Origin of the sequence: Pseudomonas sp. AP19, assembly GCF_001728855.1 — a bacterium.
GTDB classification, from domain to species: Bacteria; Pseudomonadota; Gammaproteobacteria; order Pseudomonadales; family Pseudomonadaceae; genus Aquipseudomonas; species Aquipseudomonas fluorescens.
Window position 1 is genome coordinate 402,585 of record NZ_LXJP01000001.1, and the last position, 25,629, is coordinate 428,213.

A 25,629-nucleotide genomic window follows, 5' to 3' on the forward strand; every position below is an offset into this window, starting at 1 on the left:
GTGCCTCCTTCAAGGCAGTGTCGGTTCGCGGCGCAGTTTTTCGCCGGCAGGGTTGACCGCTTCGCGCAGAAAACCGAAACCGGTACGCCGGTCATGGCGGAACAGGGTGTTAGTCACGTAGACGTCTTCGCGGATGCCCACCACCTCGACCACTTCGCTGACGCAACGACGCCCGTCGGGCAGGCGGGTCAGTTGGATCACCACATCCAGGGCCGCGCAGATCATTTGCCGCAGGGTTTTCTCCGCCACCACGCGGCCGGTCAACCCCACCAGGGTTTCCAGGCGCAGCAGCGCATCACCGGCGTTGTTGGCGTGCACGGTGCTCATGGAACCGTCGTGGCCGGTGTTCATGGCGGTCAGTACATCGAGCACTTCGACACCACGGATCTCGCCGAGAATAATGCGGTCGGGGCGCATCCGCAGGGCGTTGCGGATCAGGTCGCTGGCCTTGACCTCGCCGTGGCCCTCGGCGTTCGGCGGGCGGGTTTCCAGGCGCACGACGTGCGGGTGGCCCAGTTGCAACTCGGCCACGTCCTCGATGGTGACCAGGCGTTCATGGGGGTTGATCAATTGGCTGAGAATATTCAGCAAAGTGGTTTTGCCGGTGCCGGTGCCGCCACTGATGAGGATGTTGCAGCGCTTGCCGACCGCGTCCTGGAAGAAGTCAAAGATGTTCTGGTCGATGGTCTGCATCGCGACCAGGTCGCTGCTCTTGAGCATGTCCTTGCGAAATTTACGTATCGACAGGCACGGTCCATCAAGGGCGATCGGCGGGATGATCGCGTTGACCCGGCTGCCATCGGGCAGACGGGCGTCGACCATCGGCGATGACTCATCCAGGCGCCGGCCCAGCGGCGCGAGGATGCGTTGCATCACCCGCTCAACGTGGTGCGAATCGATAAAGCGCAGGTCGCTCTGGTGCAGCAAACCGTCACGCTCGATAAACACCCGGTGTGGGCCATTGACCAGGATTTCCGTCACGGACGGGTCGCGCAGCAGGACTTCCAGTGGGCCGAAACCGGTCAACTCGTCGACGATTTCTTCGGCCAGCCGTTCCATCTCATAACGGGAAATCGCCAGGTGCAGGCGGTTGATGTATTCAGCGACTTTGTCGATGACGAACTGCGCCAACAGCTGGCGCGAGCCCTCCAGCAGGTTTTTCCCCGACTCTTCGATGGCATCGATGATGTAACGATGCAGCACCAGCTTCAGCCCGTCGTGGTCCGTATTGCCCCCGAATTCGCGAGCCGGTGTGCCAAAGAGTTTTTCGCCGTTCATTTGCCGGCTCCCAGCAAGCGTTCAAGCCAGGTGTTGGACGGTTTCTTCATGCCTTCCGAGCGTTTTGCGAGGCGCTCGCCGAGGGTTTTCAGGGCGTGGGTCAGGCTTTCCCGAGGGGCCAGTGCAAACAGGGTTTGCCCCTGGTTCTTGGCGTTCAGGCGCACCTCCGGGCTAAACGGCAACACGGCGATCACTTCCAGCCCGAAGCTTTTGCCCAAGGCCTCGGCATCGGGCGCGCAGCCTTTGATATAGCGGTCGACCAAGAGCTTGGCGTGCTCCAGTTTCATGCCTTTTTCGCGCCACTGTTTAAGCACGCCAAGGTTGCGACGGCAGTCCAGTACGCTCTGGTCGGCGCACCACAACAGCTTGTCGCAGTGGCTGACAAACGTGCGCAGCGCTTCGCTGTCCGGTTGGCCGGCGAGGTTCACCACAATGTGTTGGAAGTGCTGGCGCAAGGCACTGAGCAGCATGTACAGCTCGGCGGCGCTGGTCAGCTCCAGGGGCTCGTCGTTGGGGGCGTAGGCGAGGATGCGCAGACCGTCTTCGGCTGAGGTAAACGCGCTGTTGATCAGGGTGGTGTCCAACCGCCTGAGGTGGCGCAGGGCATCGCCAAAATTGAATGAGCTTTCCAGCCCCAGCAGCGCCAGGCTGTCGCCGCGGGGCAGGCCCAGGTCCAGCAGCAACGTTTGCTGGCCGCTCTTTTGCACGACCAACGCCAAATGGCTGGTGAGCAGGGCGCCGTCGGCATTGCTTTGGGTGCCGTACAGCACGGTCAGGCCGCCCAGTTGGGTGTTGGTGGTGACCTGCGGCAAGCGCTTGCTCAGGCGGCGCACCAGCCCGGCGACTTCGCTGGAGCGTGAACCGTAGGCGACAAAATCCCGGGCGCCGGCGCGCATTGCATTGAGTACCAACTGGTTGTCCATGCCGTCACCGAGGGCGACGATGGCCAGCATCGGCTTGGCTTCCAGCGCACCTTCGATCAGCGCGCTTTGGGCGACCACGTGCTCACGGTCGAGGCCGATGAACACCAGGTTGGCGAAGGTGACATCCACCAGCGCCAGCAGCTCGTCCAGGGTGCCACTGCCGGCACTGACCACTTGGCCAAGCGGCGCCAACGCGCCCTGCAGCCATTCCAGGTCGGTGGTATTGCGCGTGATTGCCAGAAACGTCTGGCTCAGGCTATCGCTCATTGGGACAAACCGTTGAGTCGGTCGAAATTACCGTTTTCCAGAAAATACAGGCGGTACCAGTTCGGGTCGTAGTTGCGCAGCTTCTCGCCCGGCAAGGACGGTAGTTGGGCGTTGGCCGCCAACGGTTGCACCAGGTGCGGCGTGACGATCATCAGCAGTTCTTTGTCCTGGCGTTTGACCGAGGAATCGCGAAAGAACGCCCCCAGGACCGGGATGTCGCCGAGGCCGGGGAATTTGCTGATATTGGTGCTGTTGTTGCTGCTGATCAGGCCGCTGATCACGAAGCTTTCACCGTCTGCCAGCGATACGCTGGTGTCGGTGCGGCGGATGGTCAGGGCCGGTACCGAAATGTTCTGGATGATCACCGCGTTGGTGTAGTCCAGCTCGCTGACTTCCGGTGCGACTTTGAGGGAGATCCGGTTGTGGTCGATCACGGTCGGGGTCAGCGTCAGGCGAATCCCGAACTCCTTGTACTCGATCGAGATGCTGTTGCTACCGCTGCTGGGCACTGGAATCGGTACTTCGCCGCCCGCGAGGAACGTCGCGCTCTGGCCGCTCATGGCTACCAGGCTCGGACGCGCCAGGGTGTAGGCAAAACCGCTGCTTTCCAGGGCGTTGATCATGGCCGAGACACGCCCGCCACCGAAGCCGATATTGAAGGTGTCGCCGTTGACCGGCAGGTTGCCGCGAAACGGCGTACTCACCGGGTTGGCCACGTTGCTGGGGCTGCCGAACAGGAAGTTGCCGCCGCGCCCGAAGATCGACGTGCTGGCTTCCTTGAGCTTGGTGCGGCTGACCTCGACAAAACGAATGTCGGTCTGCACCTGGCTGGGCAGCAGCGGGTCATCGGAAGGCGACAGTGCGAGGTTGGTGAGGGCCGAGGTGGCCTTGCCTTTGACGAATACCATGCTCTGGCGCGGCGTGTTCGAGCAGGCGGTCCAGACCATCAGGCTGGTGGTGCCGGAGGAGACACCGGTCAGCAGGAAACCGCGGTCCCCGTTGAGGTGGACATCGGCAATTTTCGGGTCGCCGATCGCCAGGCGCGTGATCGCGACGGGTGATTGCAGCTCCTGTTGCAGACCCTCGCCTACCGAGAGTGCGGCGGGCAGTTGGCCCAGGCTGCCGCAGTTGCCTGGGGCGGCCACGGCCATACCCACAGACACATTCGACAGCATCAGGGCACAGGCGATTTTCAGCGTGAACACCGGTGCGAAACGTCGGCTCATGCACAGCATCCTTGTTCAGTCGGGTGTTTGTTGGGTTGCTTGATTGCCACGTATCACTTCAACACCGGTGCGGCGTGGGCTGCCCTGGGCGAGTTTTTTCGGGGCTTGGGCAAAGGCCAGTTGAGTGAATTGGTAGAGATCGCGGTTGGCGCTTTGCAGGTTGCCCGGCGCATCGCTTTCGCCGGCCCAGTAGTGGCTCAGCAAGCGTTCATCGGCGCTGCGCACCGCCAGGCGCAAGGTGCCGGCCTGGGTCGCCAGCATCAGGCGGCTCAGCAGTTGCTCGGGCACTGCCAGCACCACGGTGCGAGAGGGCGCGTGGCGTTGGGCTTTTTCCTCGGCGGTGAGCGCCGGTGGTGTGGCCGGGGCACCGTCGTTGGTCAGGCCCATTTGATCGCCGACGCTGAGCAGGCGCATGGCCGGGACCACCACTTGTGCCGATTGTTCGAGGTTGGCGGCGTCCTGGCGCAGGTACAGCAGCACATCCACGTAGTCACCGGGACTCAGTTGGCCAGCGGCACCAATCACTTCATCGACCGCGACGGCCAGGGCGCGTTCATCCGGGCGGATCATGCGGGCCAGCGGGCCGCCGGCGGTGAAGCTCTCATCGTTCAGCCAGGTGCCGGCGCGCAGGGCTCGCCAGGGCGTGCGGCCGATGGCCTGGTCAACGCTGGTCAAGCTGCCGGCGGGTACTGTGCGCAGTTTTTCCACGGCCAGGTCGGCGGCATTCAGCGCAACAAAGGGTGGTACATCATGGGCCAACACCACCACCGGTTGGCGGGTTTGATCTTCCACCACGGCCACCGCCTTTTCGACCGGTGCAGCCTGTGGCGGTGGTGGCGGCAAAGGGGCAGGTTGACGACTGAGCACCAGCCCCCAATAACCGGCAAACAGCGCACCTATCAAAAGCACACCCGCCAGTACCATGCTCAACCGCGTGTTCATGACGGCTCTCCCTTTCCCGTTGCACTAAAACCCGACTATCCAAACAGGCTAATTCCGCAACCAGCTGCTATGAACGGTAACTAACTATTTAGCTATTTGAAGGTAGTTCAGCTAGGACAAAATGCCATTACTGACAGCAACATTTCTTTGTGGCGCACAAACCGGCCTTTGAAATCGAGGCTTTAGCAGGTCAACAAAGCAGCCACTACTTTGTGATTAATCCCTTCTTACAGTTGTGAGGGGGAAGTTTGTTGACAATGCTCAGATGGCACATCGCAATTACTGTGCAGCACCGAGGCAGGGCGTCTGGTCGCCCAGGGAGCATTCCGATGATTCTTGATCTGTTGATTAAACTCCATGTTCAACTTCAGTTACTTTTTCATCGCAAGGATGGCGCGACGGCGATTGAGTACCTCATTCTCGTGGCGATTGTTGCATTGGTGATTCTGGCAGCCGGGACGACGCTGGGGCCAAAAATCACGACATTCTTCGGGAAAATTCAGACGGCGATTACGACAACGTAACGACTCACTGCAAGTAGCGTGGACAGAGCTTTGATATGGCGTCATGTCGCCAGAGGAGAAGTAAGATGGTCTTTAATCTGTTGATGAGACTGTATGTTCAACTCCAGGTATTTTTTCAGCGCAAGGACGGCGCAACGGCGATCGAATACCTTATTCTCGTTGCAATTGTAGCGCTGGTGGTACTGGCAGCCGGGACTACGCTGGGACCTCAGATTACGACCTTCATTGGTAAAATCCAGACCGCCATTACCACTACGTGAGTGTTAGACGGCCTCCTGTTGAGTGCACACGTTGTTGATTGGAACATCAGGTAGTGCCTATGAATGCTGCAGCTATACCTTGCCGTCAACAGATCCTGTTGGTGGACGACGAAGAAGATGCCCTCGTTGAACTGGCGGAATCGCTGGAGAACGAGGGCTTCGTTTGTTTTACGGCGACCTCCGTCACCTTTGCCTTGCAGGAACTGACCCTGCACCCCGATATCGCGCTGGTCATTACCGACCTGCGGATGCCCGAGGAAAGTGGTATCTCGTTGATCAAGCGTTTGCGCGAACACACCGCTCGTCAACACTTGCCGGTGATCGTGATGTCGGGCCATGCCGAGATGGATGACGTCAGCGATATGTTGCGTCTGCAAGTGCTGGATCTGTTCCGCAAACCGATTTACCTGAAGCGCTTGTTCGATACCCTCGACAGCCTTTTCCCGCTTAGAAAGTCCTCCCTGTGAGAGGGCGTTAACGCCCTCTGCACAGTCTCCTCATTCAGAGTTGATAGCTGAAGCTCAGCGTATAACGCGGGCGCCGATTGAAGCTGTCCAGGGCGATGTCCGACATCGGTTTGGCCGCTTCCAGCGCAATGTTGTAGTACTTGTTATCGCCAAAGCGCACGCCCACGGCAGCGGATGACAGGTCATTGCTTTTGGCTGGCAGTTCGTTGAACCAGGTCTTGGCACGGTCGAGCACCACATAAGGTTGCACAACCTTGAGCCACTCGCCGGCGCGATTGAAGCTGTAGTTGACCTCGTACGCCGCGCCCCAGCCTTTGTCGCCTGAGGCTTGATCATCGGGGTATCCGCGGCCGAAGTTCTGCCCGCCGAATGTGGCGCGCTCGCTGTCGGGCAAGGTGCTGTCGCTCCAGTAGAACGCCCCCGACAGCACGCCCTGCCAGTTATCGAAGAACTTGTCGCTTTGCACGCCGGAGAGGCGCAGGCGGAAGAAGTCCAGGTCGGGTTTCGTCACCTCCAGGTCACTGCGCGTCGTGGCGCCCAAGCCGTTGATGCCTTGGTAAAGCCCGGCGCTGAGGATGCGCAGTTGGCGCGTGTCGGACTTGCGCCAGTCGCCCTCGAAGGCCAGGGCGCGCAGGTTGGTTTCGATGTCGAAACGCTGCGGGTAACCCACCAGTTGATAGCGCGTGGTTTGGTCCACCGCGTACAGGCGTGTAGCCAGGGTCAGTGATTCATTCGGTGAGGCAATCAGCGGATGGCTGAAGCCGATGGTGTAGCGATCAATCGACTGATGCGGTTTGAGTTCGAAGCCACCGTTAAGCTGGATGTTGCTTTTGGGGTCGGCGCGATAGCGCTCGGCGCCCACCACCACTTGGCTGCCCTCGGCGTTGATGAACTGGCTGTAGCCCACGCGGTAGTAGTGCTGTTTATCGTCACCCGGTGGGAACAAACCACTGACGTAGAATTGCTCGCCCATCGACGTCTGGGAGTTGCTGGTAGCGGTGAGCAATGCTTGCGTGCCGTTACGGTTGTCATCGACCAGGCTCATGCTGGTGGTGAAGGGTTTGCGCGTGGCTTCGATCTTCATGTGCGCGGCCCCATCAGTGGTGCCCGGCGGCGGCACTTGCGCCTGCAAGGTCACGCCGGGGATACGCCCCATCAGGGTGGTGTAGCGCTCGAACGTCTTGCGCGTGAGAGGGCGTTCGGCCATGAGCTTGTTGGCCAGTTTGTCGACGTAGGCCGACACCGCGCCGATGTCACCGCTTTGCTGGTAATCCTTGATGTACCCCTCGACCAATACCACGCGCACCAGGCCATTTTCGAAGGTCTGTTGCGGCAAGAACGCGTAGGACAACAGGTAGCCGTCCTGTTGATAGCGACGCGTGATGCTGCGGGTGGCTTCGATCAATTGCGCGAGGTTGGTTTCATGGCCGAGCAACGCTGCGTAAGCCTGGGCCGTTTCGGTCAGTGGATAGATCGTGCCGCCCTCGATCTGCAGCTTGCGGATGGTGACTTTGGTGTCCATCTGCAACGGCTGGTTCTGGGTGGCGGGTGCTTGCGGCACCTGGGTTTGTGGCGTGACGGGTCGATAGGCGTCGGCAGGTAGGTTAGGCACCGGCAGGTTGCGAATGGTGTCGTTGCTGTTGAGGAAACTGGGAAGGGTCTCAGCCTGAACGTAAGCACTGAGGGTAAGCAAAAACAACGGAGTCAACACGCGCATAGGACACTCCATGGTCAGACTGCAGCAGCGTCTCGGGCCCGCCGGGTTCTGGGACGCGGTTCGGGAGGGCGTGGCATCAAGCCCTATAAAAAAGACGAGAGACTGATAGGGTCTCTCGTCTCAACCAAGCGTAGGCGCTGTAGGGGAGGCCGTCTAATCGGCCAGGTGCATTCTATTATTTGCCGGTCAGACCGTTTAACAACCCTCCCAGACCACCACTTGTGCCGGTGCTGGTGGTGCCACTGGCCGGGGCACTGGTGCCGGCGCCGACGGTCAGACCGCCGAGCAGGCCACCACCGCTGCCGGTACCGCCGGTGACCAACCCACCTACCGCGCCCACGGTGTTGCCGACGGCGGTGACGGTGGTGCCCACGGCGTTAGTCACCGGGTTGGCGTTGGCGGCGGTCAACGTGGTGCCGACGCCGCTGACTGCACCGCCGACTTGGGTCACCAGACCGTTGACCGGAGCGCCGACGCCTGTGGTGGTGCCGACATTTTGCGTCAGGCTGGCAACACCGGTTGTCACAGGGTTCAGGGCCGCGCCGACGGTGGTGGCCACGCTTGCCACCGGCGCCGTGGCGGCCGTATTGGCGACGCCATTGCCACCGATCACGGTACCCAGCGAGGCGACGGTGCCGCCCAGTGCGCCGCCGGTTACACCGGCTGCGCTGACAGTGCCGTTGGTGTTGCCGGCATTCAGCCCGTTACCCACATTGGCCACCAGTCCGCCCACCAATTCAGGTATGCCTGAGGCTGGCGCAGCGCTGGCAGGAGCGACATAGCCGCCGGACTTGTCGAGCACGCTGCCAACCCCGGTCAATGCACCGCCCACCACCGTCGTGACAGGGTTGCCGGCACCGCCGGCACTGGCGACTTGACCGCCCACGCCGGTGACGGTACTGCCGACTTTATTCAGCAGGCCATTGACCGGACTGCCCAGGCCGGTGGCCGTGCCGAGGTTGCCGGTGGTGTTTTCCACCAGGGAAACCACAGGCACCAGCACTTTGCTGCCCACCGTATTCGTCAACGAGCCCAGTGGGCCGGTGGTGCTGGCGGTGCTAAGGGTATCGCCGAGCATGGTGACTGCCTGACCGGCAGTATTAACCAATCCACCCGCTGCTGTGCCTACGCCTCCGGTCAAGCCACCCACCACGGGTACGCCACTCAGTGTGGTGCCCAGGGATTGGCCCGCAGTGGACACGCCGGTGCCCAGATTGGCGACGCCGGTGCCTACGCCAGCAACCGTTTTGCCCAGGGAGTTGCTGTCGGTACCCAGGGAGCCCAGGCCTGTTGTGACACCGGTGCCGATACTGGTGACGGCATTGCCGGTGGACGTGACCAGGCCGCCAGCGGTAACGCCGACAATTGGAACACCGTTCAAGCTCGAACCAATGTTACCCACCGCTGTGCCTACGTTGCCGACGGTGGTGCCCAGGGCGCCGACGATCTGGCCTGTTACCAGCGGTGTTACCGAGCCAGTGCCGCCGCCCGTGCCACCACCCGTACCGCCACCGGTTCCGCCGCCCGTGCCACCGCCAGTACCGCCACCGGTTCCGCCACCGGTGCCACCGCCAGTACCGCCACCGGTTCCGCCACCCGTGCCACCGCCAGTACCGCCACCGGTGCCACCGCCAGTACCGCCACCGGTTCCGCCACCCGTGCCACCGCCAGTACCGCCACCGGTGCCACCGCCAGTACCGCCACCGGTTCCACCGCCCGTGCCACCGTCAGTACCGCCACCGGTTCCACCGCCCGTGCCACCGCCCGTGCCACCGCCAGTACCGCCGCCCGTGCCGCCGTCAGTACCGCCACCGGTGCCACCGCCCGTACCACCGCCCGTACCACCGCCACCCGTGCCACCGCCGGTTCCCGCGCCTGCGTCAGGCGAGGATGCCGCCACGCTGCTGTGATGCCCGCCACCACCGCTGCTGCAGCCACCGAGGCTCATCGCCATGATCAGGGCCAGCGCGGTACTTGTTTTCCATAACACTACTTGAGTTTGAGTTTTCATGATGGAGTTCCCTTGCACCTGTACAACCTTGGTTGTTTTCAAACGCTCGTTATTTCTTGGATAGCGATACGTTTGTCCGTGTGGTTATCACAGACCCGGGCACTCTTTCTCGCAACGCTCAACTTGGTATTAACAATTTATATACACAAGGTCTTAGTCGGCTTAATGGTTAATGCGAAGGGTGTAACAGAGGGCTGTATAAAGTTATCTATGTTTTATATATCAATGGGTTAAATAAAAAAACGGACGCCAGGGCGTCCGCTATAACTTAGGGTGTATATATACAATTAAATGGTTTTTCTCATGCGATCGGGTGCCACTTGCCCGCCATATGCTGAAGGTCACCCATTCCCTTTAACAGCAACTCGCCGCTGGCACCTGCGGCATGGGCCAGTAAGATGACTTCACTGGGCAGGCGCACGGGCTTGTTGAATTCGACCTCTATTTCAACATTGGCAGCAGGCACGTTCTCATCCAGCGCGGCCAGCGTTCGCGCCAGGCTCCACAGCCCGTGGGCGATCGCCTGCGGGAAGCCGAAGAGCTTGGCCGTCAATGCGCTCAGGTGGATCGGGTTGTAGTCGCCGGATACTCGTGCATATCGGCGGCCGATATCGGCGGGTGCCTTCCAACGGGCCAATTCGCTGACGTCTCCTGTGGCCGACACGTGATCATCGTGCGGCGTGCCTTCCAGTTTCACTCCGCGACAGAGCATTCGGCTCTCGGCTTCCCACAACAGACCGAGGGAATCTTGCACCGTGGTCACGATATAAAAGGTCGCGCCCTTGGCATGGGGCTGGAGGTTGTTCGCGTGCACGCCAACCATCAGGTGACTCACACCGCCCAATGGGCGATGGATGCGGATGCGGTTGCTCAGGTGAATCAGCCCCAGCAGCGGGAACGGAAACTGTTTGTCGGTGAGTAATTGCATTTGCAAACCGAACGCCAGCACGTGCGGATACGTACCCGGCAGCACCGGGCTGTCCGCAAACCCGCACACCTGGCGATAAGCGGCCAGGTGCTCGGGGTTCACGCGCAGGTGGCAGCGCAGCCCTTCATCGGGCAACGTACTGCCGGTGATCTTGCGCTTGAGCGCCGCCCGCCAGTACAGCGGCGGCAGAAACGGGGTGCTGTCTAATGTCCGCCACTCCATGCTCACGCTCCCAGCAGGCTTTGCCCGCACACCCGCAATGCTTGGCCGCTGACCGCTCCGGAACCCGGCTGACCGAGCCAGGCCACCGCTTCGGCCACGTCTTGCGGCAAACCACCCTGGCCCAATGAGCTCATGCGGCGCCCAGCCTCACGCAGGGCGAAGGGAATGTGCGCGGTCATCTGGGTTTCGATAAAACCGGGGGCAACCGCGTTGATGCTGATGCCGCGTTCTTGAAGCAAAGGGGCCCACGCCTGAGCCAGGCCGATCAAGCCGGCCTTGCTGGCCGCATAATTGGTTTGCCCACGGTTGCCGGCAATGCCACTGATGGAAGCCAGCAGCACCACGCGGCCGTTGTCGTGCAGGGTGCCGCTGTCCAGCAGGGCTTTGGTCAGCACCTGCGGCGCGTTGAGATTGACCGCCAGTACGGCGTCCCAGTATTCCGGGGTCATATTGGCCAGGGTTTTATCGCGGGTGATGCCGGCGTTGTGCACCACGATGTCGATGCCGTCCGGCAAGTGTTCGATCAACTGTGCAGCGGCATCTTCGGCGCAGATATCCAGCACGATAGTGCGCGCCCCCAGGCGCGCCGCAAGCGCGTCAAGATCAGCCTTGGCCTGGGGCACATCCAGTACGATCACATCGGCACCGTCGCGCGCCAGGGTTTCGGCAATGGCGGCGCCAATACCCCGTGCGGCGCCAGTGACCAGCGCTTTGCGCCCGGCCAGCGGGCGAGTCCAATCCGCGACCGGTGTGGCGCAGGCTTGCAGGCGAATCACCTGGCCGCAGATATAGGCACTTTTGGGGGAGAGGAAGAATCGCAGCGCGCCTTCCAGCTGATCCTCGGCGCCTTCGCCGACGTACAACAACTGCAGAACCCCGCCGCTGCGCAGCTCTTTGGCCAGGGATCGGCTGAAGCCCTCGAGGGCACGCTGTGCGCTGGCGGCGAACGGATCGCTGAGGGTTTCCGGGGCGCGGCCAAGGATCACCACGTGGGCGCTGTGTGCAAGATTTTTCAGCAACGGCTGAAAGAATTCGCGCAGCTGTTTGAGCTGGTCGGTGTGCTGCAAGTCGCTGGCATCGAACACCACGGCCTTGAGTTTGGGGCCATGCCCCGGGATCCACGCGGACGCCGCCAATGGCTCAGGGCCGTAGCTGTAAATCGCGTCGGTGAGTTTATTGGCAAACGGCAGCACCTTGGCCGCGAGCGCGCCGCCACCCAACAACAGCGCACCTTCCACCGGGCGCAGGCGTCCGGCCTGCCAGCGTTCCAGGCGTACCGGTGACGGCAGGCCAATGGCGGCGACCAGGCGATGGCCGAGGCTTGAGTTGGCGAAGTCGATATAACGGTCAGACATGGAACGCTCTCCGAGTGCTGGGGTTCAAACGGTGGACCATCAAGAGGTGAAAGTCGTTCGATTGAGCCTAGGCTAGTCTCACAGACTCACCTCATCACCTTCAGGGAGCTTTCCATGACTCAATTGCGCCGTGTAGCGATCATTGGCGGTAATCGCATCCCCTTCGCCCGCTCCAATGGCCCTTATGCCACGGCGAGTAACCAGGCGATGTTGACGGCGGCGCTGGAAGGCTTGATCGAACGCTACAACCTGCACGGCCTGCGCATCGGCGAGGTGGCGGCGGGGGCGGTGCTCAAGCATTCACGGGATTTCAACCTGACCCGCGAGTGCGTGCTGGGCTCGCGCCTGTCGCCGCAAACGCCGGCATACGACATTCAGCAGGCGTGCGGCACCGGCCTGGAAGCGGCGTTGCTGGTGGCCAATAAGATCGCCCTGGGCCAGATCGAGTGTGGGATTGCCGGTGGCGTCGACACCACGTCCGACGCGCCGATCGGCGTGAATGAGGGGCTGCGCAAGCTCCTGCTGCAAGCCAACCGCAGCAAGTCCATGGCGGATAAATTAAAAGTCTTGTTACAACTTCGTCCGCATCACCTCAAACCGGAACTGCCGCGTAATGGCGAACCGCGCACCGGCTTGTCGATGGGCCAGCACTGCGAGCTGATGGCGCAGACCTGGCAAATCCCCCGCGCCGAGCAAGATCAACTGGCGCTGGAAAGCCACCAGAAAATGGCTGCGTCCTACGCCGAAGGTTGGCACAACGATTTACTCACACCCTTTCTGGGCCTTACCCGTGATAACAACGTGCGCGCGGACTTGACCCTGGAAAAACTCGCCAGTCTCAAGCCGGCGTTCGAGCGTAGCGAAAAGGGCACGCTCACCGCGGGCAACTCGACGCCGCTGACCGACGGTGCCTCCCTGGTATTGCTGGGCAGTGAAGCCTGGGCCAAGGCGCGCGGTTTGCCGATCCTCGCCTACTTGCGCGATGGTGAAGCGGCTGCGGTGGATTTCGTCAACGGTGCCGAAGGCCTGTTGATGGCGCCGGTGTATGCCGTGCCGCGCCTGCTGGCGAGGAACGGCCTGACGTTGCAGGACTTTGATTATTACGAGATTCACGAAGCGTTCGCTGCCCAGGTGTTGTGCACGCTCAAGGCCTGGGAAGATGCCGACTACTGCAAGACGCGCCTGGGGCTGGATGCGCCGCTGGGCGCCATCGACCGCAGCCGGCTCAACGTCAAAGGCAGTTCATTGGCGGCCGGGCACCCGTTTGCCGCCACCGGCGGGCGCATCGTCGCCAATCTGGCGAAGCTGCTGGACGCAGCGGGCAAGGGCCGTGGGCTGATTTCGATCTGCGCCGCCGGCGGTCAGGGCGTGACGGCGATCATCGAACGCTAATTGCCGAAGAAATTGGCCCATTGCATGCATTCTTCAGTGGTCAGAGGTCGGTAGCCTCTCCCACCGGCGAGCTGATTGCCGTATAACGAGTGCCATACGCGTATTTGGTAATAAAGGACCCACAATAAAAGCTGATGAAGACTCCTAAACGCATTGAACCCCTGATCGAAGACGGTCTGGTCGACGAAGTGCTGCGCCCACTCATGAGTGGTAAAGAAGCAGCTGTTTATGTGGTGCGCTGCGGCAACGAATTGCGTTGCGCCAAGGTTTACAAGGAGGCGAATAAACGAAGTTTTCGTCAGGCGTCCGAATACCAGGAAGGCCGCAAGGTCCGCAACAGCCGACAGGCCCGGGCCATGGCCAAGGGCTCCAAGTTCGGCAAAAAAGAAACTGAAGACGCCTGGCAAAACGCCGAAGTCGCGGCATTGTTCCGTCTGGCGGGTGCGGGCGTTCGCGTGCCCAAGCCGTACGACTTCCTCGAAGGCGTGCTGTTGATGGAACTGGTGGCCGACGAATACGGCGATGCGGCACCGCGCTTGAACGACGTCACGCTGGAGCCGGACCAGGCGCGCGAATACCACGCCTTCCTGATTTCCCAGATCGTGCTGATGCTGTGTACCGGCCTGGTGCACGGTGACCTGTCCGAGTTCAACGTACTGCTCACGCCGACGGGCCCGGTGATCATCGACCTGCCGCAGGCGGTGGATGCCGCTGGCAACAACCACGCGTTCAACATGCTGGAGCGGGATGTGGGCAACATGGCTTCCTACTTCGGGCGCTTTGCCCCGGAGTTGAAGAAGACCAAGTACGCCAAGGAAATGTGGGCGTTGTATGAAGCCGGCACCTTGCACCCGGCCAGCGTCTTGACCGGCGAGTTCGACGAGCCGGAAGAGTTGGCGGACGTGGGCGGTGTGATCCGCGAGATCGAAGCGGCGCGGCTGGATGAAGAGCGTCGCCAGGCGATACGGGCGGCGGATGATGCGCCGGCGAGTAAAGTGCCCGACGAACCACCGCCGCCGCCCTGGATGCAATGATCTTCCTGCAAATGAAGATCTAAAAAATGTGGGAGCGGGCTTGCTCGCGAATGCGGTTGATCAGTGAAAGATGAAGTGACTGACACCCTGCATTCGCGAGCAAGCCCGCTCCCACATTTGGCGTTGCAGTGCGCCGGCTAAATGCTCAGGCGCAACAGCTGCCCGATGCCAACTCCTTGAGAATCGGACAATCCGGCCGATGATCGCCCTGGCAATGCTCCACCAGGTCCTGCAACGTATCGCGCAGTTGCCCCAGCTCCATAATCTTCTGATTCAGCGCCTCGATGTGCTGGCGCGCCAAGGCTTTTACGTCGGCGCTGGCCCGCTGTCGGTCTTGCCACAAGGTCAGCAGTTTGCCGACCTCTTCCAATGAAAAGCCCAAATCCCGCGAGCGCTTGATAAACGCAAGTGTGTGCAAGTCGCCGCCGCCATACACCCGATAGCCACTGTCGGTGCGGTGCGCGGCTTTGAGCAGGCCGATGGATTCGTAGTAGCGAATCATCTTCGCGCTCAGCCCGCTCTGACGGGCTGCCTGGCCGATGTTCATGGGTGTTGATCCTCCAAATCCTCAGGCTTCCAGGTTTTCAACAGTAACGCATTGCTCACCACACTGACGCTGGACAGGGCCATGGCCGCACCCGCCAATACCGGGTTGAGCAACCCGAACGCCGCCAGCGGTATGCCGATCAAGTTATACACAAAGGCCCAGAACAGGTTCTGGCGGATTTTAGCGTAGGTCTTGCGGCTGATCTCCAGCGCGGCCGGCACCAGGCGTGGGTCGCCGCGCATCAGGGTGATTCCGGCCGCGTGCATCGCCACGTCGGTGCCGCCGCCCATGGCGATACCGATATCGGCGGCGGCCAGGGCCGGGGCGTCATTGATGCCGTCGCCGACCATCGCCACCACGCCGGTCTTTTTCAGCTCGGCGACGGCGGCGGCCTTGTCGGCGGGAAGGACTTCGGCGTGTACATCATCGATACCCAGGGCATCGGCCACCACGCGGGCACTGCCGCGATTGTCGCCGGTGAGCAAATGGCTGCTGATGTGCCGGGCCTTGAGTTGTGTCACCGCCTCCAGGGCGCCGGGCTTGAGCGTATCGCCAAAGGCGAACAGCCCCAGCACGCGGGGCTGCGCGCCTTGTTCGATCAACCAGGATAACGTGCGGCCTTCGGCTTCCCACGCCTTGGCGGCGTCGGCCAGGCTGCCTGCATTCAAGCCGTTTTCTTCGAGCATTCGACGGTTGCCCAGCGCCAGTTGCCGGCCCTCAAGGGTGCCGGCAATGCCGCGCCCGGTCAGGGATTGGCTGGCGCTCACATCCGCGACGGTCAGCGCTTTTTCGCGGCAGGCATCCAGCACGGCCTTGGCCAATGGGTGCTCGCTACCGCGTTGCAGCGCGCCGGCTTGTTGCAGCAGCAGGGTTTCATTGCCATCCACCGCCACCAAATGCGCAATCTTTGGCGTACCTGAAGTGAGGGTGCCGGTCTTGTCGAACACCACGGCGCTGACATCATGGGCACGCTCAAGGGCTTCGGCGTCCTTGATCAGAATCCCGTAGCGCGCGGCGACGCCGGTACCGGCCATGATCGCTGTCGGTGTGGCCAGCCCCAATGCGCATGGGCAGGCAATCACCAGCACTGCGACGGCATTGATGATCGCGGTTTCCAGTGGCGCCCCGTATAGCCACCAGCCCAGCAACGTGATCAGCGCCAGCACCAGCACGGCGGGCACAAAGACCTGGCTAACCTTATCCACCAGTTTCTGGATCGGGGCTTTGGCCGCCTGCGCGTCTTCCACCAGGCGAATGATCTGGGCCAACACACTTTCCCCGCCAACAGCGCGGGTGCGCACCAGCAAACGGCCCTCGCCGTTGATGGCGCCGCCGGTGACCGGGTCGCCCGGTTGTTTCGGCACGGGCAGGGCTTCGCCGCTGATCAAGGCTTCGTCGGCGTGGCTCTGGCCGTCCACGACGTCGCCATCCACCGGGAAACGTTCGCCGGGCTTCACTAACACCAGGTCGTCGAGCTTTAACGCACTGATGGCGACGTCTTCTTCGCGCCCTTCAAACAGGCGAATCGCGCGCTCCGGGCGCAACGCTTCGAGGGCGCGGATGGCGCTGGCGGTCTGACGTTTGGCGCGGCTTTCCAGGTACTTACCAAGCAGCACCAGAGCGATCACCACGGCGGAAGCTTCGAAGTACAGATGCGGCATGGTGCCAGCGGGCGCGGTAAGCCATTCATACAGGCTCAGGCCGTAACCGGCGCTGGTGCCGATGGCGACCAGCAAATCCATATTGCCGGCGCCGGCGCGTACGGCTTTCCAGGCGGCGATATAGAAGCGCGCGCCCAAGATGAATTGCACCGGCGTGGCCAGGGCGAACTGCACCCAGGCGGGGAGCATCCAATGCAGGCCGAAGGGCTCCACGAGCATCGGCAGTACCAACGGCAGCGCCAACACAATGGCCAGCAGCAACGACCAACGCTCGCGGTGCAGGCGTTGGGCTTGATTGGCATCGGTGACGGTTTCGCTTTGGGGCAGGCTGGCGGTGTAACCGGCCTTGTCGACGGCGGCGATCAACACTGCGGGGTCCATCTTGCCCAGCACTTCGACATGCGCGCGTTCATTGGCCAGGTTGACGCTGACGCTTTGCACCCCCGGCACCTTGCCCAGCGCCCGTTCGACGCGGCCGGCACAGCTGGCGCAGGTCATGCCGCTGATGGGCAGGTCAAAGGTGGTGGATCCATTCATGGGGCAGTCCTCCAAAAGAAGTTGCCCCTAGGATCAACCTTGACCTGTGGGGAAGGTCAAGCGCCTTTAATATTCCAGTGCAGCGGGTTTCAGGTACATGCCGTCCGGGCCCTGCGCGATCCGCAACTTGCGTATGTCGCCGGCTTTGAGCGTGATGTTCTGCGCCGGCGGGGCGAGCATGCCCGGCAGGCAACCAGGCGATTGGCCGGGCAGCAGCTTCAGGCGCAGCGACACATTGCCAGCCGGCAAGTTAAACGAGGTGGCCTGTTCCTGAAACAGACGCCCGGCCAATTGATCCTGGATATACAGGCCGATCTCGCAGTTAGTCGGCACTTCCAGGCGTTCGCGGGAAATGATCAGCACCGCATAGTCTTCATCGGCGCAGGCCATGGGCGCAGCGGCAGACAAGCTCAACAGGCCGATAAGGCTAAAAAACGACCAGCGCATGGCGAATGCTCCGTGGTTCATATCTAAGAGAAATGAAGCTTGGCCGAGGCAGCGGCTGAATACCAGCCCGGCCGAAAGTTTCAACGCTTGACCTTGCCATCATGGCAAGGTCAAAACTGGCCACAACCTCATCAAAGGAGTCATGTCATGCAAGTTTTCAGCGTTGAAGGAATGACCTGCGGCCATTGCGTCCGGGCGGTGACCCAGGCGGTACAAAGCCAGGACCCGGCGGCGAGTGTCAAGGTCGACCTGGCGGCGAAAGCCGTGAGTGTTGAAAGTAGTCGGTTGTCTGCCGATCAGGTCATCAGCCTGATCACTGAAGAAGGCTACAGTGCCAGGCTTGCTTGAATTTTTTGATAGTTAGCGAGCTATCGTAATGTTCAGGGCACCCAAGCGCGGCTAGACTGTCGGGCTGCCGACTCACTTGGGTGTCTGATGAACCTCCGCATAATTCTGATTCTGGGTGCCTTGAGCGCCTTCGCGCCGTTGGCGATCGACTTTTACCTGCCGGGCTTTCCGGCAATGGCCACGGCGTTCGCGACCGACGAAAAACATATCCAGCTGACCCTGGCAGTGTATTTCGCGGGCCTGGCCATCGGCCAACTCATCTACGGACCATTGGCGGACCGCTTTGGCCGGCGCGTGCCGCTGCTCAGCGGTGTCACCCTGTTTACCTTGGCGTCCTTCGCCTGCGCTTATGCGCCATCGCTGGAGTGGCTGATCGGCGCGCGCTTCGTACAAGCCCTTGGCGGCTGCGCGGGGATGGTGATTTCGCGGGCGGTCGTCAGCGACAAATGTGATGCCGTGGGCTCAGCCAAGGTTTACTCGCAACTGATGCTGGTTACTGGCCTGGCGCCGATCCTCGCACCGTTGGCAGGTGGGGTGATGGTTGGGGTGTGGGGCTGGCAGTCGATCTTCCTGGCGTTGTCGGTGTTCAGCGTGATGGCGGCGATTGCCGTGGCCGTCGGGTTGCCGGAAACCTTTCCGGCCCACCAGCCTCGCCAGCCGTTGTCCGGGTCACTGCGCCGCTACGCCGCGCTGGTGTCAGACCGGGTTTACCTCGGCTACGCGTTGACCGGCGGCATCTCGATCGCCGGGATGTTTGCCTATATCGCCGGCTCACCGTTTGTATTCATCAAGCTGTACGGTGTGCCTGCCGAGCATTACGGTTGGCTGTTCGGCTCCAACGCTGCCGGCTTTATCCTGGTTGCACAACTGAATGCGCGGTTGCTGGCCAAGCGTGGCCCGGCGTTTTTGCTGTCACGCACCGTATGGGTCTATGTAGTGGCGGCGTTGACCCTGTTGGGCATTGCCGCCTTGCGCACCGAGGCCTTGTGGCCGTTGTTGGTGCCCCTGTTCATTTGTATCGCAAGCCTGGGCTGCATTTTGCCCAACACGTCAGCCTGCGCCATGAGCGGGCAGGGTGCGCGGGCAGGCAGTGCATCGGCGCTGCTTGGCTGCATTCAGTTTGGTGTGGCGGCGGGCGCGGCGTCGCTGGTGGGCGTATTGCACGACGGCACGGCCATGCCGATGGCGATTGTCATCAGCGTGTGCGGTGTGTTGGCGGTGACCATTGCAACGTTGACCCAGCGCCTGCAACGGGCGAGGGCCGCGCAGGCGCAGGTCTGAGGTGCGGATCAGCCAGCGGCGGAACGTTGCTGGTTGAGGGGAAAGCGGTGGGGGGCGCGGATACGCGCCTGCAGGGTGTCGGCAAAGGCACGGGCCTCGGCTTCGTTGCGGAAGGTGAAAGCATCACCGTCGAGGCTGACTTGCCATTTGTTGCCCGGGGATTTTGCTAACGCTCTTATCAGGATCTTCATTGCTGACTTCCTCACGTAAAAGAATCGTGGCAAAGGCGGCCAATATAAACCCGAATGCGCTCACAAATATGACAAAGATCAACTCTCTGACTAGCGGTGTCGTCCATTACTCACATGAATAATGGACGACACTGACAGACTGTTTTTAGAACCCTTCCAGCACAATCTTGCCCTTGGCCTTGCCGCTTTCCAGCAGCGCATGGGCGCGGCGCAGGTTCGCCGCATTGATCACACCGAAGTGCTCGCCCACCGTGGTTTTCAGGGTGCCGGCGTCGATCAACTCGGCCACGCGGTTGAGCAGGTTGTGTTGTTCGATCATGTCCGGTGTCTCGAACATCGAGCGCGTGTACATGAACTCCCAGTGCAACGACAGGCTCTTGCGCTTGAGCTTGCTCACATCCAGCGCCTTGGGGTCGTCGATCAATGCCAGCTTGCCCTGCGGTTCCAGGGCTTCTACCAGTTGGTCCAGGTGATGGTCGGTCTGGGTCAGGCTGGCGACATGGGTCACGTGTGGGTGGCCGGCGTTTTTCAGTGCTTCGCTCAACGGTTGGCTGTGGTCGATCACCAAGTCGGCGCCGAGCGCCTTCGCCCATGCCTGGGTTTCCGGGCGCGAGGCGGTGCCGATGACTGTCAGCGCGGTGAGCTGGCTGGCCAGTTGGGTCAGGATCGAACCCACACCGCCAGCAGCGCCGACGACCAGCAGGCTCTGGCCTTCATCCTGTTTGCCTTCACGTACTTGCAGGCGCTCGAACAACAGCTCCCAGGCGGTGATGGCGGTCAGCGGCAGCGCGGCGGCATCGCTGAAACCCAGGCTTTTGGGCATGTGGCCGACGATGCGTTCATCCACTGTGTGCAGTTCGCTGTTGCCGCCCGGGCGTACCAGGGAGCCGGCGTAAAACACCTTGTCACCGGCTTTGAACAGCGTCACTTCGCTGCCGACGGCCTTGACCACACCGGCCACGTCCCAGCCCAGCACCTTGGCGGCGCCATTTTCCGGGGCGACGTTCTGGCGCACCTTGGTGTCCACCGGGTTGACCGAGATTGCTTTGACCTCCACCAGCAAGTCGCGTGGGCCGGCGACGGGCTCTGGCAGTTCGATGTCTTGCAGGGATTTTGGATCGTCGATCGGCAATGAGGCGTAGTAGGCAATGGCTTTCATGGGGGCTCCGGAAAAGGGCGGTAATCAGGCGAGAAACTTCAGGCGCTTGAGTTCGAAGTGTTCGATCACGTCGGCAGCCTTGGTGCGGAAGTTCTGGATATGCGCGCTCTGGTCGTGATCGGCCAGCGCGGCGTCGTCGCTCCAGCGTTCGAGCATGTAGAAGGTCTCGGGGTGTTGCAGGTCTTGATGCAGGTCGTACTGCTCGCAACCGGCCTCGCGGCGGGTCGGCTCCAGCAAATCGCGCAACAGCGGTTCGAGGGTGGCGTGTTGGCCGGGCTTGGCGATCAGCGTGGCGATGACGTTAAAGGCAGCGGACATATTCAACTCCTGGCACGTGATAAACGGGATGGGCAGATGATTGGCTATTTCCGGTGAAGATAAAAGCGGCTAAAACAGCAGTCTGTTTCAATAGAATTTTGATAATTGGTGGAAATGCATGCTGCGCTTTGATGATTTGCAGTTATTTGTGCGGGCAGCGGACCTGGGCAGTTTGTCGGCGGCGGCGCGGGTGATGGACCTGTCGCCTGCGGTAGCCAGCGCCGCGTTGAAGCGTATTGAACAGCAACTCGGTGCGCGTTTGCTGGCACGTTCCACCCGCAGCCTGCGGTTGACTGCCGAGGGCGAGGGCTTCCTGGAATATGCCCGCGCCGCGTTGAGTTCGCTGGACGAAGGGCGGCGCTTATTGGCCAGCGGCCAGGACCATGTCAGCGGTGTTTTGCAACTGTCGGCACCTTCGGACTTCGGGCGTAATCAGTTGTTGCCGTGGCTGGATGAGTTTCAGCGTGAATACCCGCAACTGAGCATCCGCCTGCTGCTCGGCGACCGGATTGCCGACTTGTTCCGCCAGCCAGTGGACATCGCGCTGCGCTACGGCGAGCCCGAAGACTCCAGCCTGATCGCGCTGCCCATCGCCCCGGATAATATCCGGGTGCTGTGCGCTGCGCCCAGCTACCTCGCCCGGCATGGCGAACCCCGCCATCTGGAGCAACTGGCCCAGCACAATTGCTTGCTGTATATGCTCGGCAGTCGCGTGCACGACCATTGGAGTTTTCATGATGGCAAGCGCGAGGTCAGCCTGACGGTGACCGGTGACCGCTTCAGTGACGACGCCGATGTGGTACGCCGCTGGGCGGTGGCGGGAGTCGGCATTGCCTACAAATCCTGGCTGGATGTGAGCAGCGACGTGTTGGCCGGGCGCTTGTGCTTGATCCTGCCGGAGTTGCGTGGCGAGCGTACGCCGCTCAATTTACTGTGCGCCCACCGTGCGCAACTGAGCAAACCGATTAACCTGCTGCGGGAAATGCTCGTGTCCCGTTGTGCGGTATTGACCGCGCAACGGCCAGGGCCATTGCGTACTGCGTAATCGCCTTCACTACAGCAGGAAATTTCACTCAAATCCTGTCCCAATCCGCGCTGTCAGACGCCGCGGAGCGGGCGGTTTGCGCCCTTATACTTTGGTTCCAACCGCAGCAGACAAATGATTTAACAAGGAGTGAATACATGGAAGAAGCACCTTGCATCAGTCAGATCGCCAGCTTGCTCGCTGACCCCAAGCGCACCGCGATGCTCTGGTCCTTGATGGACGGTTCGGCAAAAACCTCGGATGAGTTGGCCGCACTCGCCGGGCTGTCAGCGGCATCGGCCAATGCGCATTTGGCGCGTCTGGCTGGCGGCGGTTTGCTGCGGATCGAAACCCGGCGTGGCAAGCGGCTGTACCGTGTAGCGGCTACCGATGTCAGTGCCGCTATCGACGCCTTGGCCAGTACCACCATGGCCAGCGCGGCGCGTGGTTCGCCGCTGGCTATCCCGCAGGCATTGGCCGCCCCGGCATCATTGCGCCATGCGCGGTTGTGCCATGGCCATCTGGGCGGTGAGTTGGCGGCAAGGCTGTACCGACGGATGCTGGAAGCAGGCTGGATCAACCGTCATGAACAGCGCACCGACGTCACCGTCAAGGGCGCTCGGCATCTGGCGGGCCTGGGCATTTACACCCAGGCACTGGCATCACCCCTGGCCTGTGACTGTGTTGATTGGAGCCAGCAGCAACCGCACTTGGGCGGCTCGTTGGGGGTGGGGTTGTTGCAGCTTTTTTTACAGTCCGGATGGATCCGCGTGATCAACGAGTCCTGCGCGTTGTTGGTGACGGATACCGGGCTTGCACAAATCAACCGGCTGACCGCGCCATAGGCGCGAGCGTCGTTCAGAGTTTCAGTCAGGTCGTATCCAGCAATAACCGGGCAAAACGATGCCGCACACTCGCTTTGGGGATTTTTCATACAGGGGTGTGGCATGGGTATGCAAGGCTATAGCGCAGCGGAACGGTTGGAACGGTTACCCATCAGCGGTTACCACCGCGTCATCTTTATCATCATCGCCCTGGCGTTTTTCTTCGACTCCATGGACCTGGCGATGATGACCTTCCTGTTAGGTTCGATCAAAACCGAGTTCGGCCTGAGCACTGCCCAGGCGGGGTTACTCGCCAGTTCGAGCTTTTTCGGCATGGTGGTCGGTGCGTCTTTGTCCGGCATGCTGGCTGATCGCTTTGGGCGCAAACCGGTGTTCCAGTGGAGCATCGTGTTGTGGGGTGTCGCCAGCTACCTGTGTTCCACCGCGCAGACGGTGGAGACGCTGACGCTGTTCCGCATCCTGCTGGGAATCGGCATGGGCATGGAGTTTCCGATCGCGCAGTCGATGCTTTCAGAGCTGATCCCCGCCAAACGGCGCGGGCGCTATATCGCCTTGATGGATGGCTTCTGGCCTTTGGGTTTTGTGGCGGCGGGTGTGTTGTCTTATTTCCTGCTGCCGGTGATTGGCTGGCGGGACATCTTTTTGGTGTTGGCGGTGCCGGCGGTGTTTGTGTTGGCGATTCGATTTTTTATCCCCGAGTCACCGCGCTGGCTTGAGCAGGCAGGGCGGCATGAGGCGGCGGATAAGGTGTTGCAGGGCATTGAGCGCAAAGTGCGCGAGTCCCTCGGCCGCACGGACTTGCCGGAGCCAATTGCCTTGCCACGTGTGGAGAGCGTGCCGGGGACCTTTTTCTCCGCCTTTGAGCAGTTGTGGTCGGCACAGTATCGCCAGCGCACGATGATGATCTGGAGCGTGTGGTTTTTTGCCTTGCTCGGCTTCTACGGGCTGACGTCGTGGCTGAGTGCGTTATTGCAGCAATCGGGTTTTGCCGTGACGCAGTCGGTGTACTACACGGTGATCATTTCCCTGGGCGGGATTCCCGGGTTCCTGATGGCGGCCTGGCTGGTGGAACGCTGGGGGCGCAAACCGGTGTGTGTCGTGACGTTGCTGGGCGGCGGGGTAATGGCGTTCTTGTATGGGCAGAGCGCGGTATTCGGCGGCAACGTCGGGCTGCTGATTACGTCAGGGTTGTTGATGCAGTTCTTTCTGTTTGGCATGTGGGCGGTGCTGTACACCTACACGCCTGAGTTGTATCCCACTTCGGCGCGGGCGACGGGCTCGGGGTTTGCGTCGGCAATTGGCCGGGTCGGGTCATTGCTGGGGCCGTTGGTGACCGGGCTGGTGTTCCCGATAACCGGGCAGGGCGGGGTGTTTGCCTTGGGTGCGCTGTGCTTTGCGGTGGCGGCGCTGGTGGTGTGGGTGTTCGGGAAGGAAACGAAGGGCAAGACGCTGGAAGAGCTAACTGAAATCTAAAGGCTGGTGAGGCCAGTGTGGGAGCGGGCTTGCTCGCGAATGCGGTGTGTCAGTCAATGTATCTGGTGACTGGCACACCGCATTCGCGAGCAAGCCCGCTCCCACATTTAGCCTGTATTCATTCAATCAGTGTTGCTTATGGCTTTACCAGTCGCGCATCCAGGCTGTTCTGCGCCAGGCGTTTGGCCTGGTCCTGGGTCATGCCCAGCGAGGTGTACAGCGCGTGGAAGTTCTCGGTGACATAACCGCCGAAGTACGCCGGGTCATCCGAGTTCACTGTCACTTTCACACCACGCTCGAGCATGTCGAGAATGTTGTGTTGAGCCATGTCATCGAACACACACAGCTTGGTGTTGGACAACGGGCACACGGTCAGCGGGATCTGCTCGTCGATGATCCGTTGCATTAAACGCTCGTCTTCGATGGCGCGCACGCCATGGTCGATCCGCTGGATTTTCAGCAGGTCGAGGGCTTCCCAGATGTACTCGGGCGGGCCCTCTTCGCCGGCGTGGGCCACGGTGAGGAAGCCTTCATGCCGGGCACGGTCGAACACGCGTTGGAACTTGCTCGGCGGGTGACCCATTTCTGAACTGTCCAGGCCGACGGCCACAAACGCGTCACGGAACGGCAGCGCTTGATCGAGGGTTTTTTCGGCTTCGGCTTCGCTCAAGTGGCGCAGGAAACTGAGGATCAGGCCGCTGGTGATGCCCAGTTGCTGTTCGCCATCTTTGAGTGCAGCCGCGATCCCGTTCAGCACCACTTCAAACGGCACGCCACGGTCGGTGTGGGTCTGCGGATCGAAGAACGGCTCGGTGTGGATCACATTCTGTTCTTTGCAGCGCAGCAGGTAGGCCCAGGTCAGGTCGTAGAAATCCTGGGAGGTGCGCAGCACATCGGCGCCCTTGTAATACAGGTCGAGAAATTCTTGCAGGTTGTTGAAGGCGTAGGCCTTGCGCAGGGTATCGACGTCGTTCCACGGCAGCGCAATTTTGTTGCGCTCGGCCAGGGCGAACAGCAACTCAGGCTCCAGCGAGCCTTCCAGGTGCAGGTGCAATTCAGCCTTGGGGAGGGCGTTGAGCCAATCGTACATGTCTAAATTCTCATCAGGTGCAATGGCGGCATTCTACAGGCCATGGCTGAAATAATCGGCAAAACCTGACCAGCAGGAGAGTATTGGTTTTTTTTCACTTATAAGCCTTGTGAACTAAGGTGTAACGAAACGTTAGCAGCGTGGCGCAGTCTGTACCCCATC

Annotated in this window: 25 protein-coding genes; 10 read left to right on the plus strand and 15 right to left on the minus strand. The window is 61.3% G+C overall.

Annotated features, from left to right (window positions below; translation table 11 throughout):
- Positions 1–9 precede the first annotated feature (9 nt).
- From A7D21_RS01730 to cpaB, 4 genes are read right to left on the minus strand one after another with little or no spacing between them, the layout of a single operon-like run.
- On the minus strand, positions 10–1,278 hold the full coding sequence (locus A7D21_RS01730) for a CpaF family protein (RefSeq protein WP_069550934.1): 1,269 nt from the start codon (positions 1,276–1,278) through the stop codon (positions 10–12).
- Positions 1,275–2,468 (minus strand): pilus assembly protein, encoded by a 1,194-nt coding sequence (locus tag A7D21_RS01735; protein WP_069550935.1) that lies wholly within the window; start codon positions 2,466–2,468, stop codon positions 1,275–1,277. The genes A7D21_RS01730 and A7D21_RS01735 overlap by 4 nt, the downstream gene beginning before the upstream one ends.
- Positions 2,465–3,694 carry a type II and III secretion system protein family protein gene (locus tag A7D21_RS01740; RefSeq protein WP_069550936.1) on the minus strand — a complete coding sequence of 410 codons (1,230 nt, stop codon included), beginning with the start codon at positions 3,692–3,694 and terminating at the stop codon, positions 2,465–2,467. Before A7D21_RS01740 ends, A7D21_RS01735 begins: the two co-directional genes overlap by 4 nt.
- Positions 3,695–3,709: 15 nt before the next feature.
- Positions 3,710–4,636 (minus strand): Flp pilus assembly protein CpaB, encoded by a 927-nt coding sequence (gene cpaB / locus A7D21_RS01745; RefSeq protein ID WP_069550937.1) that lies wholly within the window; start codon positions 4,634–4,636, stop codon positions 3,710–3,712.
- A gap of 329 nt (positions 4,637–4,965) precedes the next feature.
- Here cpaB and A7D21_RS01750 point away from each other — a divergent pair, with 329 nt between their 5' ends.
- The 3 genes from A7D21_RS01750 (at position 4,966) to A7D21_RS01760 (ending at position 5,887) form a co-directional block, all read left to right on the plus strand.
- Positions 4,966–5,160: a Flp family type IVb pilin gene (locus A7D21_RS01750; RefSeq protein ID WP_053254159.1), complete on the plus strand. Its 195-nt coding sequence runs from the start codon at positions 4,966–4,968 to the stop codon at positions 5,158–5,160.
- A 65-nt stretch (positions 5,161–5,225) separates the two neighbouring features.
- Positions 5,226–5,420, plus strand: coding sequence for a Flp family type IVb pilin (locus A7D21_RS01755; protein WP_053254160.1), 195 nt, complete (start codon positions 5,226–5,228; stop codon positions 5,418–5,420).
- Between the two features lie 59 nt (positions 5,421–5,479).
- Positions 5,480–5,887 carry a response regulator gene (locus A7D21_RS01760; protein ID WP_053254161.1) on the plus strand — a complete coding sequence of 136 codons (408 nt, stop codon included), beginning with the start codon at positions 5,480–5,482 and terminating at the stop codon, positions 5,885–5,887.
- A gap of 34 nt (positions 5,888–5,921) precedes the next feature.
- Here A7D21_RS01760 and A7D21_RS01765 read toward each other — a convergent pair whose 3' ends face one another.
- The 4 genes from A7D21_RS01765 to A7D21_RS01780 form a co-directional block, all read right to left on the minus strand.
- Positions 5,922–7,604 carry a ShlB/FhaC/HecB family hemolysin secretion/activation protein gene (locus tag A7D21_RS01765; protein ID WP_069550938.1) on the minus strand — a complete coding sequence of 561 codons (1,683 nt, stop codon included), beginning with the start codon at positions 7,602–7,604 and terminating at the stop codon, positions 5,922–5,924.
- A 175-nt stretch (positions 7,605–7,779) separates the two neighbouring features.
- Positions 7,780–9,615, minus strand: coding sequence for a collagen-like triple helix repeat-containing protein (locus A7D21_RS01770; RefSeq protein WP_256555919.1), 1,836 nt, complete (start codon positions 9,613–9,615; stop codon positions 7,780–7,782).
- A gap of 301 nt (positions 9,616–9,916) precedes the next feature.
- A complete protein-coding gene (locus A7D21_RS01775) occupies positions 9,917–10,765 on the minus strand; it encodes a MaoC/PaaZ C-terminal domain-containing protein (protein ID WP_069550939.1) in 849 nt (282 codons plus the stop codon).
- A gap of 2 nt (positions 10,766–10,767) precedes the next feature.
- On the minus strand, positions 10,768–12,120 hold the full coding sequence (locus A7D21_RS01780) for a 3-oxoacyl-ACP reductase (RefSeq protein WP_053254164.1): 1,353 nt from the start codon (positions 12,118–12,120) through the stop codon (positions 10,768–10,770).
- A 114-nt stretch (positions 12,121–12,234) separates the two neighbouring features.
- Here A7D21_RS01780 and A7D21_RS01785 point away from each other — a divergent pair, with 114 nt between their 5' ends.
- Together A7D21_RS01785 and A7D21_RS01790 are read left to right on the plus strand one after the other, a co-directional pair.
- Positions 12,235–13,512 carry an acetyl-CoA C-acetyltransferase gene (locus A7D21_RS01785; protein WP_069550940.1) on the plus strand — a complete coding sequence of 426 codons (1,278 nt, stop codon included), beginning with the start codon at positions 12,235–12,237 and terminating at the stop codon, positions 13,510–13,512.
- 134 nt (positions 13,513–13,646) lie between these two features.
- Positions 13,647–14,546 carry a PA4780 family RIO1-like protein kinase gene (locus A7D21_RS01790; RefSeq protein ID WP_053254166.1) on the plus strand — a complete coding sequence of 300 codons (900 nt, stop codon included), beginning with the start codon at positions 13,647–13,649 and terminating at the stop codon, positions 14,544–14,546.
- Between the two features lie 145 nt (positions 14,547–14,691).
- Here the strand turns inward: A7D21_RS01790 and cueR are convergent, their stop codons facing one another.
- The 3 genes from cueR to A7D21_RS01805 form a co-directional block, all read right to left on the minus strand.
- Positions 14,692–15,093: a Cu(I)-responsive transcriptional regulator gene (gene cueR / locus A7D21_RS01795; RefSeq protein WP_069550941.1), complete on the minus strand. Its 402-nt coding sequence runs from the start codon at positions 15,091–15,093 to the stop codon at positions 14,692–14,694.
- Positions 15,090–17,291: a cation-translocating P-type ATPase gene (locus A7D21_RS01800; RefSeq protein ID WP_069550942.1), complete on the minus strand. Its 2,202-nt coding sequence runs from the start codon at positions 17,289–17,291 to the stop codon at positions 15,090–15,092. Before A7D21_RS01800 ends, cueR begins: the two co-directional genes overlap by 4 nt.
- A gap of 66 nt (positions 17,292–17,357) precedes the next feature.
- Complete coding sequence (locus A7D21_RS01805; protein ID WP_053254169.1) at positions 17,358–17,738, minus strand: hypothetical protein; 381 nt, start codon at positions 17,736–17,738, stop codon at positions 17,358–17,360.
- A gap of 147 nt (positions 17,739–17,885) precedes the next feature.
- On the opposite strand from A7D21_RS01805, the gene A7D21_RS01810 reads away from it, so the two are divergent.
- Together A7D21_RS01810 and A7D21_RS01815 are read left to right on the plus strand one after the other, a co-directional pair.
- A complete protein-coding gene (locus A7D21_RS01810; RefSeq protein ID WP_053254170.1) occupies positions 17,886–18,086 on the plus strand; it encodes a heavy-metal-associated domain-containing protein in 201 nt (66 codons plus the stop codon).
- Between the two features lie 87 nt (positions 18,087–18,173).
- The gene (locus tag A7D21_RS01815; RefSeq protein WP_053254171.1) at positions 18,174–19,367 is read left to right on the plus strand and encodes a multidrug effflux MFS transporter; all 1,194 of its coding nucleotides are present in this window, start codon (positions 18,174–18,176) and stop codon (positions 19,365–19,367) included.
- Between the two features lie 8 nt (positions 19,368–19,375).
- Here A7D21_RS01815 and A7D21_RS01820 read toward each other — a convergent pair whose 3' ends face one another.
- The 3 genes from A7D21_RS01820 to A7D21_RS01830 form a co-directional block, all read right to left on the minus strand.
- Positions 19,376–19,558, minus strand: a complete 183-nt coding sequence (locus A7D21_RS01820) for a hypothetical protein (protein ID WP_053254172.1) — start codon at positions 19,556–19,558, stop codon at positions 19,376–19,378.
- A gap of 145 nt (positions 19,559–19,703) precedes the next feature.
- Complete coding sequence (locus A7D21_RS01825; protein ID WP_053254173.1) at positions 19,704–20,717, minus strand: zinc-binding alcohol dehydrogenase family protein; 1,014 nt, start codon at positions 20,715–20,717, stop codon at positions 19,704–19,706.
- 24 nt (positions 20,718–20,741) lie between these two features.
- Positions 20,742–21,035: a putative quinol monooxygenase gene (locus A7D21_RS01830; RefSeq protein ID WP_053254174.1), complete on the minus strand. Its 294-nt coding sequence runs from the start codon at positions 21,033–21,035 to the stop codon at positions 20,742–20,744.
- Positions 21,036–21,153: 118 nt separating this feature from the next.
- Here A7D21_RS01830 and A7D21_RS01835 point away from each other — a divergent pair, with 118 nt between their 5' ends.
- From A7D21_RS01835 to A7D21_RS01845, 3 genes are all read left to right on the plus strand, one after another.
- The gene (locus A7D21_RS01835) at positions 21,154–22,080 is read left to right on the plus strand and encodes a LysR family transcriptional regulator (protein ID WP_053254175.1); all 927 of its coding nucleotides are present in this window, start codon (positions 21,154–21,156) and stop codon (positions 22,078–22,080) included.
- Positions 22,081–22,217: 137 nt separating this feature from the next.
- Positions 22,218–22,904, plus strand: coding sequence for a helix-turn-helix transcriptional regulator (locus A7D21_RS01840; protein WP_069550943.1), 687 nt, complete (start codon positions 22,218–22,220; stop codon positions 22,902–22,904).
- A gap of 102 nt (positions 22,905–23,006) precedes the next feature.
- Positions 23,007–24,377: an MFS transporter gene (locus tag A7D21_RS01845; protein ID WP_069550944.1), complete on the plus strand. Its 1,371-nt coding sequence runs from the start codon at positions 23,007–23,009 to the stop codon at positions 24,375–24,377.
- 136 nt (positions 24,378–24,513) lie between these two features.
- On the opposite strand, the gene A7D21_RS01850 is transcribed toward A7D21_RS01845, so the two are convergent.
- Entirely contained in the window at positions 24,514–25,467 is a 954-nt protein-coding gene (locus A7D21_RS01850; RefSeq protein ID WP_053254178.1) for an adenosine deaminase, read from the minus strand.
- Between the last annotated feature and the right edge of the window lie 162 nt (positions 25,468–25,629).

Bases quoted from the DNA above. Each gene is read 5' to 3' on its own strand.
- A7D21_RS01730 (WP_069550934.1), bottom strand. From the start codon at position 1,278: ATGAACGGCGAAAAACTCTTTGGCACACCGGCTCGCGAATTCGGGGGC.
- A7D21_RS01735 (WP_069550935.1), bottom strand. From the start codon at position 2,468: ATGAGCGATAGCCTGAGCCAGACGTTTCTGGCAATCACGCGCAATACC.
- A7D21_RS01740 (WP_069550936.1), bottom strand. From the start codon at position 3,694: ATGAGCCGACGTTTCGCACCGGTGTTCACGCTGAAAATCGCCTGTGCC.
- cpaB (WP_069550937.1), bottom strand. From the start codon at position 4,636: ATGAACACGCGGTTGAGCATGGTACTGGCGGGTGTGCTTTTGATAGGT.
- A7D21_RS01750 (WP_053254159.1), top strand. From the start codon at position 4,966: ATGATTCTTGATCTGTTGATTAAACTCCATGTTCAACTTCAGTTACTT.
- A7D21_RS01755 (WP_053254160.1), top strand. From the start codon at position 5,226: ATGGTCTTTAATCTGTTGATGAGACTGTATGTTCAACTCCAGGTATTT.
- A7D21_RS01760 (WP_053254161.1), top strand. From the start codon at position 5,480: ATGAATGCTGCAGCTATACCTTGCCGTCAACAGATCCTGTTGGTGGAC.
- A7D21_RS01765 (WP_069550938.1), bottom strand. From the start codon at position 7,604: ATGCGCGTGTTGACTCCGTTGTTTTTGCTTACCCTCAGTGCTTACGTT.
- A7D21_RS01770 (WP_256555919.1), bottom strand. From the start codon at position 9,615: ATGAAAACTCAAACTCAAGTAGTGTTATGGAAAACAAGTACCGCGCTG.
- A7D21_RS01775 (WP_069550939.1), bottom strand. From the start codon at position 10,765: ATGGAGTGGCGGACATTAGACAGCACCCCGTTTCTGCCGCCGCTGTAC.
- A7D21_RS01780 (WP_053254164.1), bottom strand. From the start codon at position 12,120: ATGTCTGACCGTTATATCGACTTCGCCAACTCAAGCCTCGGCCATCGC.
- A7D21_RS01785 (WP_069550940.1), top strand. From the start codon at position 12,235: ATGACTCAATTGCGCCGTGTAGCGATCATTGGCGGTAATCGCATCCCC.
- A7D21_RS01790 (WP_053254166.1), top strand. From the start codon at position 13,647: ATGAAGACTCCTAAACGCATTGAACCCCTGATCGAAGACGGTCTGGTC.
- cueR (WP_069550941.1), bottom strand. From the start codon at position 15,093: ATGAACATCGGCCAGGCAGCCCGTCAGAGCGGGCTGAGCGCGAAGATG.
- A7D21_RS01800 (WP_069550942.1), bottom strand. From the start codon at position 17,291: ATGAATGGATCCACCACCTTTGACCTGCCCATCAGCGGCATGACCTGC.
- A7D21_RS01805 (WP_053254169.1), bottom strand. From the start codon at position 17,738: ATGCGCTGGTCGTTTTTTAGCCTTATCGGCCTGTTGAGCTTGTCTGCC.
- A7D21_RS01810 (WP_053254170.1), top strand. From the start codon at position 17,886: ATGCAAGTTTTCAGCGTTGAAGGAATGACCTGCGGCCATTGCGTCCGG.
- A7D21_RS01815 (WP_053254171.1), top strand. From the start codon at position 18,174: ATGAACCTCCGCATAATTCTGATTCTGGGTGCCTTGAGCGCCTTCGCG.
- A7D21_RS01820 (WP_053254172.1), bottom strand. From the start codon at position 19,558: ATGAAGATCCTGATAAGAGCGTTAGCAAAATCCCCGGGCAACAAATGG.
- A7D21_RS01825 (WP_053254173.1), bottom strand. From the start codon at position 20,717: ATGAAAGCCATTGCCTACTACGCCTCATTGCCGATCGACGATCCAAAA.
- A7D21_RS01830 (WP_053254174.1), bottom strand. From the start codon at position 21,035: ATGTCCGCTGCCTTTAACGTCATCGCCACGCTGATCGCCAAGCCCGGC.
- A7D21_RS01835 (WP_053254175.1), top strand. From the start codon at position 21,154: ATGCTGCGCTTTGATGATTTGCAGTTATTTGTGCGGGCAGCGGACCTG.
- A7D21_RS01840 (WP_069550943.1), top strand. From the start codon at position 22,218: ATGGAAGAAGCACCTTGCATCAGTCAGATCGCCAGCTTGCTCGCTGAC.
- A7D21_RS01845 (WP_069550944.1), top strand. From the start codon at position 23,007: ATGGGTATGCAAGGCTATAGCGCAGCGGAACGGTTGGAACGGTTACCC.
- A7D21_RS01850 (WP_053254178.1), bottom strand. From the start codon at position 25,467: ATGTACGATTGGCTCAACGCCCTCCCCAAGGCTGAATTGCACCTGCAC.